At 65.0% G+C, this 13900-nt stretch carries 11 protein-coding genes; 1 reads left to right on the forward strand and 10 read right to left on the reverse strand.

The features are described from left to right. Window positions 1–85 precede the first annotated feature (85 nt). Window positions 86–1030: an AraC family transcriptional regulator gene (locus tag GEM_RS01625; RefSeq protein ID WP_014895710.1), complete on the forward strand. Its 945-nt coding sequence runs from the start codon at window positions 86–88 to the stop codon at window positions 1028–1030. A 53-nt stretch (window positions 1031–1083) separates the two neighbouring features. Here GEM_RS01625 and GEM_RS01630 read toward each other — a convergent pair whose 3' ends face one another. The 10 genes from GEM_RS01630 to GEM_RS01675 form a co-directional block, all read right to left on the reverse strand. Then, window positions 1084–2115 carry a M48 family metallopeptidase gene (locus GEM_RS01630; protein ID WP_014895711.1) on the reverse strand — a complete coding sequence of 344 codons (1032 nt, stop codon included), beginning with the start codon at window positions 2113–2115 and terminating at the stop codon, window positions 1084–1086. Then, window positions 2105–3526 carry an AmpG family muropeptide MFS transporter gene (locus GEM_RS01635; RefSeq protein WP_014895712.1) on the reverse strand — a complete coding sequence of 474 codons (1422 nt, stop codon included), beginning with the start codon at window positions 3524–3526 and terminating at the stop codon, window positions 2105–2107. Before GEM_RS01635 ends, GEM_RS01630 begins: the two co-directional genes overlap by 11 nt. A gap of 115 nt (window positions 3527–3641) precedes the next feature. Next, a complete protein-coding gene (metW, locus tag GEM_RS01640; RefSeq protein WP_014895713.1) occupies window positions 3642–4250 on the reverse strand; it encodes a methionine biosynthesis protein MetW in 609 nt (202 codons plus the stop codon). Beyond that, on the reverse strand, window positions 4247–5392 hold the full coding sequence (gene metX / locus GEM_RS01645) for a homoserine O-succinyltransferase MetX (RefSeq protein ID WP_014895714.1): 1146 nt from the start codon (window positions 5390–5392) through the stop codon (window positions 4247–4249). The genes metW and metX overlap by 4 nt, the downstream gene beginning before the upstream one ends. Window positions 5393–5736: 344 nt before the next feature. After that, window positions 5737–6363: a hypothetical protein gene (locus GEM_RS31725; RefSeq protein WP_187293237.1), complete on the reverse strand. Its 627-nt coding sequence runs from the start codon at window positions 6361–6363 to the stop codon at window positions 5737–5739. A gap of 891 nt (window positions 6364–7254) precedes the next feature. Continuing rightward, window positions 7255–7797 carry a fimbrial protein gene (locus tag GEM_RS01655; protein ID WP_014895717.1) on the reverse strand — a complete coding sequence of 181 codons (543 nt, stop codon included), beginning with the start codon at window positions 7795–7797 and terminating at the stop codon, window positions 7255–7257. Between the two features lie 250 nt (window positions 7798–8047). Further along, window positions 8048–9100: a fimbrial protein gene (locus tag GEM_RS29365; protein ID WP_014895718.1), complete on the reverse strand. Its 1053-nt coding sequence runs from the start codon at window positions 9098–9100 to the stop codon at window positions 8048–8050. After that, window positions 9097–11826, reverse strand: a complete 2730-nt coding sequence (locus GEM_RS01665) for a fimbria/pilus outer membrane usher protein (RefSeq protein ID WP_014895719.1) — start codon at window positions 11824–11826, stop codon at window positions 9097–9099. The genes GEM_RS29365 and GEM_RS01665 overlap by 4 nt, the downstream gene beginning before the upstream one ends. Window positions 11827–11941: 115 nt before the next feature. Beyond that, window positions 11942–12706, reverse strand: a complete 765-nt coding sequence (locus GEM_RS01670; RefSeq protein ID WP_014895720.1) for a molecular chaperone — start codon at window positions 12704–12706, stop codon at window positions 11942–11944. Window positions 12707–12806: 100 nt separating this feature from the next. Next, window positions 12807–13349: a fimbrial protein gene (locus tag GEM_RS01675; RefSeq protein ID WP_014895721.1), complete on the reverse strand. Its 543-nt coding sequence runs from the start codon at window positions 13347–13349 to the stop codon at window positions 12807–12809. Window positions 13350–13900: the final 551 nt, after the last annotated feature.

The following is a 13900-nucleotide window of genomic DNA, read 5'->3' on the forward strand; positions in this document are numbered from 1 at the left end:
CTCGAATTGCGCGCGAACGGCCGTCAAAACGCTTTCAAGGTGCTACATTGCGAGCCAGATTCTCTTGCCGGACAGGACGACGCCGATGAGCTTCCAGCCCCTTTTTGACGACTCGGGCGACCGTGTGCAGCGTCGCATGATCGAGCTGCACGCGCGCCTCGCGCCGAACGAGGGCGATACGCTGGCGGCGCTCGACGGCGTGCGCTTCATTCGCGTGAGCCGCCCGGTGCCGCGCATGCCGGTGCTGTACGAACCGAGCATCATCGTCGTGTGCCAGGGGCGCAAGCTCGGCTATCTCGGCGACCGCTCGTTCGTCTACGACGCGCAGCAATATCTCGTGCTGTCGGTGCCGCTGCCGTTCGAATGCGAGACCTTCGCGAGCATGGACGAGCCGTTTCTCGCGATTTCGATCCGCGTCGATCTTGCGGTGATCGCCGAGCTCGCGATCCTGCTCGACGAGACGCTGGGTGCTGCGATCAGCGAGCCGCACGGCGTCTATTCGACGCCGCTCGATGCGCCGCTCGCCGACGCGGTGGTGCGGTTGCTCGAAGCGCTCGCGTCGCCGCACGACACCTGCGTGCTCGGGCCGGCGATCATGCGCGAGATCGCGTACCGCGTGCTGACGGGCGCGCAAGGCGACGCGATTCGCGCGGCGCTCGTCCAGCAGCATCATTTCGGTCGCATCGCGAAGGCACTGCGGCGTATTCATGCGGATTTGAAGGCCGATCTCGACGTCGAGACGCTCGCGCGCGAGGCCGGCATGAGTCTCGCGGTGTTCCACGCACAGTTCAAGCACGTGACGGCCACGTCGCCGATGCAGTATGTGAAGGCCGCGCGCCTGCACCAGGCGCGGTTGATGATGATGCAGGACGGCGTGGGGGCGGGCGCTGCTGCCGCGCGGGTCGGCTACGCGAGCGCGTCGCAGTTCAGCCGCGAGTTCAAGCGGCTGTTCGGCCGTAGCCCCGGAGACGAGGTGCGCGCGATGCGCGAAAGCGGAGGCCGGCCGGTCGAAGCGGACGCCGGCGCATAGCGTGCGGCGTCGTGCGCCGGCCGGGCTCGAGACGGAGCGGCCGGCTGCGGCGCTCAGCGCCGCACGACCTTGCGCCGCTGCGCGCTGATGCCTGCGTAGTCGGGCAGCGTGTCGACGCGCTTGGCCGTCGCCTTCGCGTACAGCGGCATCAGGTCCGGCAGGCGGTTCAGCAGATCCTGCCGCCGCGTCGCGCTGTACGGGTGCATGTAGATGAAGCCCGTCGTCTTGTTCGCGCGCGTCGCCGCCGCGAGCTTGTCCCACAGCGTGATCGCCGCGCGCGGATCGAAGCCCGCGCGTGCGGCGATGTCGCCGCCGATCACGTCGGCTTCGGTCTCGTCGGTCGGGTCGAAGCGCAGCGTCTGCAGGCGCGCGCCGAGGTTCAGCGCCTGCGGCAGCGGATCGCCGACGCCGAACAGCGGCGGCAGCGCGGCCGCGCGTAGCGAGGTTTGCGACGTCACGCTGAAATTGCTGCGCGCGTGTTCGCGCAGCGCATGCGCGATGCCGTGCGCGAGCAGCACGCCGAATTCGTCGTCGTTCAGGCGGATGCGATCGAGCATCCCGCCGTACACGAGCACTTTGCCGCCCGGCAGGCAGGTGATGCGGATGTCGCGCGAGCGGATCGCGTTGACCTCCCACGTCCAGTTCTTCACGCGATCGTTCCATTTCACCGAATACGGTGCGAGCTTCATGACGATCGTGCGCAGGCGCTTCACGCGCGGCTGGTTCGCGGGCAGCAGGCGGTCGCTGTCCGCGGCCGCCTGCACGATCTGCGCGTATTCGCTCGCAGTGAGCTGTTCGAGCAGCGGCGACGGGATCAGCGTGCGGAACGCGATCGCGTTGCCGTAGCGGACCTGTTGCGGTGTCGGCGTATAGGCTTTCGCGGGCACGGCCGCGCCGGTCGGCTGCGCGGCTTCGGCGGCGGAAGGCGGAACGGGGGTCGCCGCCGTCGACGGTGCAGCCGGCGCGGTGGCGGGCGCGGTCGCGCTTGCGTCGGCCGCGTGCGCACCGGTCGCCGTGAGCGTCGCGATGGCGACGCTCAGCGACGCGGCGACGCGTGCCAGGCGATGCAGTCGATCATTGCGCACGGCTGGCCTCGCCGTTGCGCGCGGTGCCGTTCCACGGCGCGATCTTGAACAGCAACAGCATGCCGGGGATCGCGAGCGCGGTGCACGCGATGAAGTAGTCGAACCAGCCGATCTTCGCGACGATGAAGCCGCTCGCGGCCGATGCGAGTGTGCGCGGCACCGAGGCGAGGCTCGTGAACAGCGCGAACTGCGTGGCGGTGTAGCGCGGGTCGGTCGTGCTCGCGATATACGCGACGAACGCAGCCATCGTCAGGCCGGTCGTGAAGGTTTCGACGCCGTAGACGATCGCGAGCGCGACCGTCATCGGGCTGAATTGCGGCGTGACGGCGATGCCGAACACCGACAGCCCCGCCGCGATCGCGTGGCTGGTCGATATCGTGAAGTCGTAGAGCACGGCGAGCACCGGCGAGCCGGGGCCGAGTTGCGCGAGCCACGCGAAGCCGAGCGTCGACACCATCTGCAGCGCGCCGAAGATCCACAGCCCGCGGCCGATGCCGATCTTCACGAGCCAGACGCCGCCGATGATGCCGCCGGCGACGCTCGCGACGAGCGCGGTGGTTTTCGCGACGATGCCGATCTCGGTGCGCGTGAAGCCGATGTCGAGGAAGAACGACGTCGACAGCGTGGTCGCCATCGTGTCGCCGATCTTGAACAGGAAGATGAACGCGATGACGAGCAGCGCGCCGGCCCAGCCGTCGCGCTGGATGAATTCGCGGAACGGCAGCACGATCGCGTCGCGCAGGTTGCGCGGCGGTGTGCCGACCACTTCGGGCTCGCGCACGAGCAGCGTCATCAGGATGCCCGGCAGCATGAACGCGCCGGTGAGCGCGAACACGGCGTCCCACGGCATGTGGTCGGACAGGATCAGCGCCAGCGAGCCGGGAATCAGCGCGGCGAGCTTGTACGCGTTCACGTGCACCGCGTTGCCGAGGCCCTGCTCGGTGTCGCGCAGCAGCTCGCGGCGATACGCGTCGATCACGATGTCGGAGCTGGCGCCGAAGAACGCGACGAGCGTCGTGAGCGCGGCGACCGTCCAGATCGAATTGCGCGGCGACACGAAGCCGAGCGCGGCGATCGCGCCGGCGACCAGCACCTGCGTGAGCAGCATCCAGCCGCGCCGGCGGCCCGGCCGCCAGCCGGGCAGGCGCGGGATGTAGCGATCCATCAGCGGCGCCCACAGGAACTTCCACGTATACGGGAACTGGATCAGCGCGAACAGGCCGATTTCCTTCAGGTTCACGCCCTCGGAGCGCAGCCATGCCTGCACAAGGTAGACGAGTGTGAACAGCGGTAGCCCCGACGTGAAGCCGAGGAACACGCAGATCAGCATGTGCGTGTTCAGATAGGCACGCCAGCCGGGGTGATCCTCGTGAGCGGTGAGTGCGGGCGCCTCGTGTGGCGTTTTGGACATGGACAGGAACCGGGTAGCGTTGACTGATTGCGGCGGCAGCGCAGGCGGCGCGGACGGCACAGGAGGGGCGGCCGCACGCACGTGCGGGCCGGATCATCCGTCAACGGCCCCCGGCTCAGCTGCGCTTGACGCGGTAGACAGCAAGACTACCACGCCAGTTCGCTCCCCATCGAATCGGCTGGCCTTCGTGCAGCACGACGCGGTCGAGGATCGTGACGCCGACTTCGGGCGCGAGCGCCTCGAAATCCTTGATCGTCAGCACCCGCACGTTCGGCGTGTTGTGCCACTGGTACGGCAGCGATTTCGACACGGGCATCCGGCCTTGCAGCACCGACAGCCGGTGCGACCAGTAGCCGAAGTTCGGGAACGACACGATGCACTCGCGGCCGACGCGCGCCGTTTCGCGCAGGATCGCGGCCGTCTGGTGGATCGTCTGCAAGGTTTGCGACAGGATCGCGATGTCGAAGCTGTGGTCTTCGAACAGCCGCAGGCCGTCCTCGAGATTCTGCTGGATCACGTTGATGCCGTTCTTCGCGCTCGCGAGCACGCCCGCGTCGTGCAGTTCGATGCCGTAACCGGTGACGTCCAGCTCTTCCATCAGCAGCGCGAGCAGCGAGCCGTCGCCGCAGCCGAGGTCGAGCACGGTCGAGCGCGGCTCGACCCAGCGTGCGATCGTGCGGAAGTCCGCGCGCGCGGACAGGGAATTCAGCGCTTGCTGGTTCATACGCCCACCTCGTTGGCGATTCGTTCGTAATACGCGCGCAGCAGGTTGTGATAGCGCGCGTCGTCGAGCAGGAACGCGTCGTGGCCGTGCGGCGCATCGATTTCCGCGTAGCTGACCGTGCGCTTGTTATCGAGCAGCGCCTTCACGATCTCGCGCGAGCGTGCCGGCGCGAAGCGCCAGTCGGTCGAGAAGCTCGCGATCAGGTATTTCGCCTGCGTGTGCGCGAGCGCGGCCGTCAGGTTGCCGTCGAACGCCTTCGCCGGGTCGAAGTAGTCGAGCGCGCGCGTGATCAGCAGGTACGTGTTCGCGTCGAAGTAGTCGGCGAACTTGTCGCCCTGGTAGCGCAGGTACGACTCGACCTCGAATTCGACGTCGAAGCTGAAGTTGTACGCGTCGAGCGCGCCGTCCGCGCGGCGCAGCGCACGGCCGAATTTCTCGGCCATGTCGTCGTCGGACAGGTACGTGATGTGGCCGATCATCCGCGCGACGCGCAGGCCGCGCTTCGGCTTCACGCCGTGCGCGTAGTAATCGCCGCCGTGGAAGTCGGGATCGGACAGGATCGCCGATCGCGCGACCTCGTTGAACGCGATGTTCTGCGCGGACAGCTTCGGCGTCGACGCGATGTCGATGCAGTGCGCGACGCGCTCCGGATACATCAGGCTCCATGCGAGCGCCTGCATCCCGCCGAGGCTGCCGCCCATCACGGCGGCGAAGCGCTCGATGCCGAACGCGTCGGCGACGCGCGCCTGCGCGTGCACCCAGTCTTCGACGGTGACCACCGGGAAGCGCGCGCCGTACGGCTTGCCGGTCGACGGATCGATGCTCATCGGGCCGGTCGAGCCGAAGCACGAGCCGAGGTTGTTCACGCCGATCACGAAGAAGCGGTTGGTGTCGAGCGGCTTGCCCGGGCCGACCATGTTGTCCCACCAGCCGGTGCTGCGCGGATCGTCCGCGTAGACGCCGGCGACGTGGTGCGACGCGTTGAGCGCGTGGCAGACGAGCACCGCGTTCGAGCGCGCGGCGTTGAGCTCGCCGTACGTCTCGACGACGAGCTGATAGTTGCCGATCACGCTGCCGCTTTGCAAGCGCAGCGGTTCGGCGAAGTGCATGGTCTGTGGAGCGACGATGCCGATCGATTCCATTCGTTCCGCCTTATGCCTTATGACTGGGCGGCTAAATGGTGTCGGCGATGCGCGGAGTCGGAGATGCGCGGCTGACGACCTCTTTAGCCGCATTTATAGTGAACCGCCGGGGAACGACGCATCGACGCATCAAGGCCCGGCCGGTTCGCGCGCCCGCAATCGAGTCAGCAAATCGGCGCGCTTCCGACCTGCCGCCAAGGGGGCGGCAAGTCGGCAAAGTATAGCGGAAATTGTGGGACGCGGATTCGGGAGGTGTGCGGGCTGGCCGGCGGCCCGGCCCTGCGGATCCGCCGGGCCGGCCGGATCCGCCTGCGCGGGGAGCAGGCGGCGCCGGCCGCACCCCGTCACCAGCGGTACTTCGCCGCCAGTTCGCCCTTGACCATCGCATAGTCCGACAGGTTCGCCTCCACGCCGAGGCCCGCCGATATCGCGAAGCGCTTCGACACCTGGCCCGTCGCGCCGACCCGGAGCGCCGCGCGGTCGCGCGGCACGCTGAACGAGGATGCATTGCGATCGAGCATCGCGACCTTGCCGCCGAGTCGGGCGACCAGGCCGATCGCGCCCTTTCCGGTGGTCGTCACGTGCGTATCGGTGGCGTCGATGACGGGCGTGTCGGTGTACTCCTTCGACGCGTAAAGCCCGTGCGAACTGATGCCGTGCGTGACGATGCGCGTGCGTTCGAACTCGACGCTACCCTCGCGGGTATCCACGCCGAGCGCCGCGTATCCGCTCGTTTCGAGATGCGAGTCGCTGAAGATGACGGTGGATGCGCCCGGCATGTACAGCACCGACGCATAGTCGCCATCGGTGCGGATATCGGTGCGCTTCAGCGTGGCCCGGATGCCGCCGTAGCTGAGGGACAGGCCGGTGCCGAACAGGCCGCTGGTACGGATCAGCGTGTCGGCCACGTCGATCGTGCCACCCGGAACCAGGATCGTCGCGATGCCCGACGCCTCCTCGCCGCGTGTCACGATCACGCTGTCGGAGAGCGACAGCCGGCCGTTGGTGCCGTCGATGAATGCGCAGTGCGCGTAGTCGCCGTCGGTATCGATGGAGATGCGCTCAGCGGATGCGCTGCCGCCCTGACGAAGATCGATGCCTGCGCTCGAGTTGCCGCGCGTACGGATTTCCGCATCGCGCAGCGCGACGCGCGACCCGGTGCCCTACGCGGCAGCGCCGGCCGAGACGTAGCCGGTCGTTAACACGCGGGTCTTGCCGAGGGTCGTCAGTACGCCGCCGTTGACGGCGAACAGCGCGGCCTTGGCGGATGCGGTTGTCGAATAGTCGCCCGGTGCGACCTCGAGCGCGATGCCATCGGCGAGTTGCGGTCCGCCGCCGACGACTTGTGCCGTCGACGCCTATGGCATTGCCGCACCGGCGAGCAGCGCGGAATGCAGGACACGCCGGCCGATGCGTGAATGAAAAAAAGCGAAATGACTGGGGTTCACCTGATCACCTTGATTTATTCCAAGTTAGTGAAGATGAGCCGGTGCTAGCTATTTTGAAATTGGACAAGTTCGAATTTTTGCGGTTGCCTGGCGGGCGGCACGGAGCACGCACGAAATACGGGGATCTTTCGACGCGCGTTATTCGGATTGCCTGCGGGGTATTCGACGAGAGCGGATGGCGTACTGGACGGACGCACGCGATCGGGCGTGCATGTTTCCAGCCAATTGGCGCGGCAACTGCAAAACGAATGGTGTGCGGTGCTGACCGCGCGAGTGCCGGATTTGTCCGGGCACGAATGGACGGCTGCCGAGCGACTGTGTGCGTCCGGCAGCCATCGGAAGGCCGGGGCACGCATCCTGCCGCGCCCCGGCAACGATCCGGCGCACGCGGGACGCGCGCCGGATCGCCGTTTCTTACTGGTACATGATCGAGTACATCACCGACGTATTCACCGTCCCCTGGCCCGCAGACCCACCCGTTGCAACGTACTGCGCGTAGTACGGGAGTTCCGCGGAGCCGCTCGCCAGCGCGACCGCCTTCGAGTTTGCATCGGCCTTGCCCAGGGCGATATTGGACGAATCGCCGTTGAGCAGGCCGACTTCGACGTTCTTCGCGGTACCCGTTGCGTTGAACAGCTGACCCGTCGTCGAGTTGACCGTGGTGCCCGCCTCGAAGTGCGTGTAGACGTTGCCGCTTGCCGGCGAGCAGTTCTTCAGACTGATCTTGAACGGCGTGCGGCCGGCCGTCGAACCGCCGTTGACGAGCGCCGACGTCGACACCTTCGGCAGTGCCACGGCGAAGTTCTTGCTGCCGGTGCCGTTGCCGTCGATCGTGCAGGTCTGCGTGCCGATCTTGCCGTTGATCGTGATCGTGCCATCCGCGGCGTGCGACACGGCAGGCAGTGCTGCCGCGGCAGCGATGGTGAGAGCGGCGATGCTGGAGAATGCGAGTTTCATGTCAATTCCTGTAGTACATGAGTAGAAAAGAGGATTCCGTCGTCGAGTCCCTGCCGCCGACTTCGCGGTACCTTCCGTGACTCGCGGCTTCTTCCTGCGATGGCCTCCTGATTCAGCCACTTCGGATTGCTAACCAGAAGCCTGTTTCAGCCGCCTGTCGGCGGCTTGCCAGGGAAAACTTGCGTTGCGCGACTTCGTCGCGAACACGCATCGCTACCCTGGAATTCGGGACGGCAAGGGACCCGCGCGCTCACTGATAGCTCATGGTGAACGTGGCGACTCCCTTCACGGTTCCACCGGATACCGGACCGTCGGCGACGTATTGCGCGGTCAGCGGAATATTCGACGTCGAAACCGACGGGCCGACATACCACTGGTTCGGATTGCCGGGAAGACGCGAATCGGGACCATAGCGAACCGGCTGCCCATTTCGCGATATGCGCAACTTCACGCCTTTCGCCGTCGAATCCTGGGTCAGCGTCAACTGGTCACCCGTGTTGCCCGGGTCGGTCAGATCCGTCAAGGTCACGTATACATTCGAGCCGGCCCTGCAATTCAGTCCGATGTTGAAACCCGTCTCGCCTGCGGAAGCGCCCACATGACCCAGCTTGCCCGAACTGACCGGCGGCAATCGCACGTCCACCGACGAATTCACGATGGTGCAACTCTCCGGCATGGGTTTGATATTTTCGCGTTTTGACCCAAGCGTTAAATATCGGTAGTTGTATACGTCGGGCTGTGCTCGTTTTCTGATTCTGAAATTGCCAATTTGTAGTGGTCCATATGGCCATTCCTTTACGTTGTATAGGTTGTCGCTTATTTTAATCAGTTCAATTTTTGCTCTGAATGAGCCCGTAACTGGCTTGGTGGAGGTAATTGGTGGGGCCCACTCCTGAGGAGCGTTGCCGGATGGATTGAATACCTTTCCGGTGGCCATATTGGTTACCCTATAACCAACGTACCAGTGCATATTGCCCGAGCCGCCATATCTGCCAACGTCGGGGAACTGTGTTGCGTGTAGCATGGGAGTGTATTCCAGGCTGTAACCTCCAATACCGTCCGGCGCAGCCTGGCATTCGAATGGCTGTTCGATTGTCGCTGTTGCAAGCACTGCTCCGTCCGGTGCGTCGAATGGAAGAGACGGGTTATTGAAGGTGAAGTGCGGAAAGCTGGACGCATTGTTGTTACCCGGAAAATTGCACATTTGGCCGTGCGCATGCTGATTGACGCCTATCCATGAAAAAAATAAAAGGATGATGAATTTAAGGGCGTCGATCGCTCGATTGTTAGCATGAAATTTCATTTAAATTTCTCTCCATTCAGAGCATCGACGCTTGCGTTGCTGCGGATGCTGCTCGCGATGCCCTTGCGTTCGATTAGGCGAGTCTCTGCATCGGTATGCGGCAACGCACCCGACTCGATCGTATCGAGGGGCGTGTGGGCCTTCGGCACGCTGTAGTCACAGATCACATCGGCACGCGCATAAGCGACACCCTTCACGTCCTTGATCGGTAACTGATAGGTGAATGCGCAGCTGTCCGTGGATCGATTGCCCCATTTGGCCGTCAGCGTGCCGGTGTCGTCCGCGCCTCGAACGAACAGGTGTCCGCCTTGCCCCACGGTCCCGACATGCTTGCCTTCGCTGTCAGTTACGCCGGTCCCGAATGGCAGCGGCGCCCCGTTCGGCTGGCGCACTGTCAACAACGCCGCTCGCCCGCTGACCGTCGCGAAGCGAACCTTCACGACCGAATTCGCGCGCGGCGCGATCCGTTCGCTGGTCGAGGTCATTTCGACATCGAGCGGAATGCCTTTGGGATCGAGCTCGATGGTGTTCATCTGGTACGGTGTCAGGTACGGGAGCACCGCATAACCGCGCCGGTTGATCCGGATGTCCGTGCCGTTCGTGACGCGCGCGCCGACGGCATCCTTCGCCTCGACGATCGCGGCCGTTTCGCCGAGGTCGTTGGCGAGCGTGAGGCCGCCCGCATGGCCGACGACCGCACCCGACACGCCGACGGACACGCTCGAGTAGCCGCTGCCGCCGCTCGCGCTGCCCGAGAGCGTCGCGTACGGGCTGCGATACTGCGCGTTGCCGCCGCCGGACGTCGCGCTCCCACCGGTGTTGACGTTGACCCCATACGAGAACGCATTGGACTGCCCGACGGAACCGGTCAGCGACATTTGCCCGGTTGCACCGCCATTGCTGTCGTGCGCGATGCTCGAGGACAGGGTCGGCGCATGCGACCGCCGGCCGAGCGGAACCGTCACGTTGGCGTACACCTGGTTGTTCGGGCGGCCCGTGTAGCCGTCGTGCTGCCGCGAAACGGACAGGTTGTAGCTCAGGTTGCGGCCGCCGATCCGCAGGCTGTTGTTGTAGCCGAGCTGGAACTGCGTCGTCGTGCCCTTGCGATTCCAGTAACTGGACGTCGAGCCCACCGCGAACAGGCTGCCGCGCCCTTCGCCGAGCGTCTGGTTGAGCGTCAACTGAACCTGGTTGCGTTGCCGGTAGGCATTGTTCGGATCTGCGCCTGCTGTCGCCTGTTCGCGAGCGTACATAGCGTCGCGCAGTTCCCAGTAACCGCGGGACGAGTAGCGATACGCGGCGACCGCGATATTCGTGCCGGTCGCCTCGACGGACTTGCTGTAGCTCACCCGCACGCTTTGCCCGCTCGTCGCCGACACGCCCGGGATGCGCGCACTGGCGTGCGTGACGTCGACGGCGAGCGCGCCGACCGGCGTGTTGAACGCCGCGCCGACCAGCCCGGCCAGATAGTTTTCCGCGACGATCGCGCCGACGTAACCCGTCATCAGGTTGCTGATGCCGCGCTGATACGTGGCCTGCGCGAAATTCGGATGACGATCGAGTTGCGGCTCGCGCAACTGGCCGAGTGCGACGCCGAAGCGCGAGACGCCAGGGCGCAGCGATTGCACGACGGCCGAATACGGTACCGTGAAGCTGTGCTTCTTGCCGTCGGCCTCGGTGACGGTGACGAGCAGGTTGCCACCGTAGCCCGTTGCGTACAGGTCGTTGATTTCGAACGGCCCCGGTGCGACGTTCGTTTCGTACAGCACGGCGCCGTTCTGCACGACCGTGACGTGCGCGTTGCTCGTTGCAACGCCGCGAATTACCGGCGCATAGCCACGCATCGAATCGGGCAACATGCGATCGTCGGTCTCGAGCGTGACACCGCGCATGCCCACGCTGTTGAACAGCGTGCCGTCGGTGTACGTCTCGCCGATCTTCAGCTGGCTGCGCCAGGCCGGCAGGTCGCGCTGAACGTACGTGTTCAGCGCTTGATAGCGGTTCTCGCCCTGCGATTGCGACGTGTAGGAGCCGTTGTGCCGGAAATGCCAGTTCCCGATGTTTACGCCCGCGTTCAGCCCCACGTACGCCTGCGTGCTTGCGTAACCCGACGACGCGTTGCGGTACGCGTTCGCGTTGTACTTGAGCGTCGCGCTCGGTACGCCGTCGTCCCACAGTTCCGGGCTCACGTAGCCGCGCGGATTGCGCAGCAGCGCCGCCTGCGGAACGCTCACGTTGAGGCGCAGTTCCGACATGTCGAATTCGACCGTCGCGTCGGCGACCAGCTTGTCGACGTCCGTGCATGCGCCTGCCAACACGCGGGCCAGTTCGGCGCGTCCGGTGTCGGTCAGCGCCTGATCGTCGAGGCCAAGCCGGGTCACGAGCGCGCGATCGAAGCATGGCGTCGCGTTGTCCGCGCCTTGGGCCGCGCTGAAGCGCACCGTCGAACGGCCGTTCCACGTGCCGTTGACGTAGAGATCGACCAGATAGTCGCCCGCCGGAACCGGATTGCCTTTCGAGAAACGATCGAGGTCGAGTCGCTGCCCGCGCGGCTTCATCATCAGCGTGTCGTTGAACTGAACCTGCGCGACATCGAAACCGTCCGCAGGTGCGGCGAGCGTGTCGGCAGCCCAGCTGCCGAGCGCCGCCGTGACGAGCAGATATCCCGGCTTGAGCGGGAAGCGCGCCGGCGCCTCGAGTGTTCGGTGTTGATAAGTTGTTCGCATGAATTAGATGTATTAATGCCGCATCTGCATGATGCGAACGACGGATTGCCTGCGCCGATGCGATTGCTGCGTCGGCGGGCCAGCGATGGGTTGAGTCAGGGGCGGGCGAGTGACGTCAGTGCACTTTCCTTGGCGCGTAGTTGCCTTCGACGCCGCCGCCGTAGTCGTTGAGGAACGTGTAGTCGACCTCGATCGGTCCGGCAGGCAGCGGCGGCACGTTGCCGACGTCGAATTGCTCGGTGGCGCCGGGCTTGACCATGCCGCCCTTGTCGTTGCTCCACGTTGCGCCGCCAGACTTGACGGTGAGCCTGGTGAACGTCACGTGGTAGGGCGTCGGGTTCTTCGCCTGCAATGCATAGCCACCGTCGGCCTTCGGCGCGAAGTTCCAGGTCACCTTCTCCGCAGACTCGTCGGCCACGCCTTGCAGTGCGGCAGGACGGAAGAACAGCTTGATGCGCGAACGGAACGCGAGCTGCAGCAAGTTGGGGGTGTCCGGATCGTCGGTGGCCTGCGGCGGAACGTCGAGCACGTTGAGCCAGTACAGCGTTTCCTTGTCCTGCGCGAGCGGCTCCTTCGTGTAGATCAGCCGCAGGCTCTGGCCTTTGTTCGGATCGAGGCGGAACAACGGCGGGGTCAGCGTGAACGGCACTTTCGAATCGTCAGGCAGGGCGTTCGCAATGCCGTCGTCTACCCAGGCCTGCACGAGTGACGGCCTGTCGCCATTGTTGGTCAGCTTGACCGTGACTTCGCGTTCCTTCTCGGGATAGATCACGCGTGTCCCGCTGATGACCACGCTCGCGTCCGCCGCGCCCATGCCGGACATCGACGCAACCACCGCCGCGGCGCCCACGCTCGAGCGCCAGTTGATTGGCATCACCATCACCGATTTCTCCTTGTAGATAGTCAGATCGCATACCGTCGGTCGGGTGCGGCCCGTGCGCTGCCATGGCTGCGCACGGGCCGCCGGTCGCGAGACCGGATTACTGATACGAGACCGAGTACAGGACCGACGTGCCGACCGAGCCGGCCGTGGCGGAACCGCCGGTTGCGACGTACTGCGCGTAGTAGTCGAGCGTTGCCGCGCCGCCGGAGATCGGAACGACCTGCGAGTTTTGCTGCGCCTGGGCCGCGCCGAGCTTGATGTTCGAGCCGTCCTTGTTCAGCAGGCCGACCTCGACGTTCTTCGCGTCACCCGTCGCGTTGAACAACTGGCCCGTCTGCGCGTTGACGGTCGTGCCCGGCTCGAAGTACACCGATGCATTGCCCGAGTTCGGCGAGCAGTTCGACAGTGCGATGCGGAACGGCTTGCGGCCGGCCGTCGAGCCAGGCGTGCTCAGTGCCGACGTCGACACGTTGGGCAGCGTGACGGTGAAGTCCTTGCCGCCGCCGTCGCCGGAGATGTTGCAGGTCTGAGCGGTGATCTCGCCGGTGATCGTGATCGTGCCGTCGGCTGCCTGGGCCGACGAAGCAACGGCCAGGAGACCCGCTGTCGCCATCAGAATGGAAAGTGCTTTATTGGACATGAAAGTACCTGTTAGTAAGGAATCCTGCGTCGAAGGGCGACGCACCGACGTTTCCTGAACGCTGTCTGTCGACGTCGTCGAAACGAACTGAAACGGCGACAGGAAACAGGCGATATTGTTGATTTTTAAGGGGGGTGAAAGAATTGGACGATTACTAATTCGCTTGGGGATTTATTAGGTCAAGTCCCAAACTATTTTAAAAATCGTCAGGCATACGGGCTCAGCGTCCATCGTCGCTGGGCGCGGATGCAGTCGGAGCGGGGCAGGGGGTATTCAGTGGAGTTGAGGCGCGCATTGCGATCGCCCGGGCGTGTGGCGGCGGATGCTGGCGGAATGTGACCTTGACCGGGAGCCGCAGATGCGCATTAATGAACGGGAATCCTGATTATTAGTGGCGCCCGCTCAGATGTGTAGTTGCATCGGGTTCGTTCGTCGGCCGTGCCGATCGTCACAAAGGCGGACGACGCCCGGGCAAAGTGCGCACGGGCGGGCGTCGCGTGCATCCGGCCACGCAAATCGGAAATGGCGCTTGATTCAGTGGTGGGCGGCCG

Source organism: Burkholderia cepacia GG4 (assembly GCF_000292915.1).
In the GTDB taxonomy this organism is placed as follows: Bacteria; Pseudomonadota; Gammaproteobacteria; order Burkholderiales; family Burkholderiaceae; genus Burkholderia; species Burkholderia cepacia_D.

Excerpts from the sequence above, each read along its gene's own strand:
- GEM_RS01625 (WP_014895710.1), top strand. The coding sequence starts at position 86 with ATGAGCTTCCAGCCCCTTTTTGACGACTCGGGCGACCGTGTGCAGCGT.
- GEM_RS01635 (WP_014895712.1), bottom strand. The coding sequence starts at position 3,526 with ATGTCCAAAACGCCACACGAGGCGCCCGCACTCACCGCTCACGAGGAT.
- metW (WP_014895713.1), bottom strand. The coding sequence starts at position 4,250 with ATGAACCAGCAAGCGCTGAATTCCCTGTCCGCGCGCGCGGACTTCCGC.
- metX (WP_014895714.1), bottom strand. The coding sequence starts at position 5,392 with ATGGAATCGATCGGCATCGTCGCTCCACAGACCATGCACTTCGCCGAA.
- GEM_RS01655 (WP_014895717.1), bottom strand. The coding sequence starts at position 7,797 with ATGAAACTCGCATTCTCCAGCATCGCCGCTCTCACCATCGCTGCCGCG.
- GEM_RS29365 (WP_014895718.1), bottom strand. The coding sequence starts at position 9,100 with ATGAAATTTCATGCTAACAATCGAGCGATCGACGCCCTTAAATTCATC.
- GEM_RS01665 (WP_014895719.1), bottom strand. The coding sequence starts at position 11,826 with ATGCGAACAACTTATCAACACCGAACACTCGAGGCGCCGGCGCGCTTC.
- GEM_RS01670 (WP_014895720.1), bottom strand. The coding sequence starts at position 12,706 with ATGGTGATGCCAATCAACTGGCGCTCGAGCGTGGGCGCCGCGGCGGTG.
- GEM_RS01675 (WP_014895721.1), bottom strand. The coding sequence starts at position 13,349 with ATGTCCAATAAAGCACTTTCCATTCTGATGGCGACAGCGGGTCTCCTG.